Raw genomic sequence first — 549 nt, 5'->3', positions numbered from 1 at the left:
GAGGGTGACCTGGCGGGCGCCGAGCGCGGTGATCTGCGCCAGCGTCTCGGCCGGGACGCACCCGGACGGGACCGTGAACAACGGCGCACCCAGCTTCGGAGCCAACGCCGACCCGGACAACGCATCCGGGAACTTCTCACCCGTGGCCAGCAGCACCCGGCCGGCCGTGGTGAAGAAGTGCGCGTTGATCGCCCGCGACGACGCATACCGGTCGGCGCCGGAGAGGCGCTCGGTGGGAGCGATCGCGGTCGCGGCGGTCTGGATCCCGGCCGAGACCGATCCCTCACCACCGGCGATCACGATGTCGCCGACCTTCAGGTCACCCAACAGCTCGCTGGTCGCAGCGTCCAGGCCGGATGCGGTGCCGTCGACCAGGATCACCGGACCCTGACCGGCGATCGCCGAGCCCGCCGAGAGCGCGTCGGGGAAGTTCGACCCCGCCGCGAGCACGGCCGTGGCCGCCCCGGACTCCCCGAACGTCGCCTCCGCGATCGCCCGGGACGTCGCGTACCGGTCAGCACCCTGCAGACGCGTCACCGGAGCGATCTC

1 protein-coding gene is annotated in these 549 nt (G+C 72.5%); it reads right to left on the bottom strand.

What is annotated here, in order from left to right; genetic code table 11:
- A partial coding sequence (locus tag AC59HU_RS17275) for a cell wall-binding repeat-containing protein (RefSeq protein ID WP_497224662.1) occupies positions 1 to 537 on the bottom strand: 537 nt, incomplete at its 3' end.
- Between the last annotated feature and the right edge of the window lie 12 nt (positions 538 to 549).

The organism is Herbiconiux sp. 320_LB, from assembly GCF_059691755.1.
This window is presented reverse-complemented; position numbering and strand designations above follow the sequence as displayed.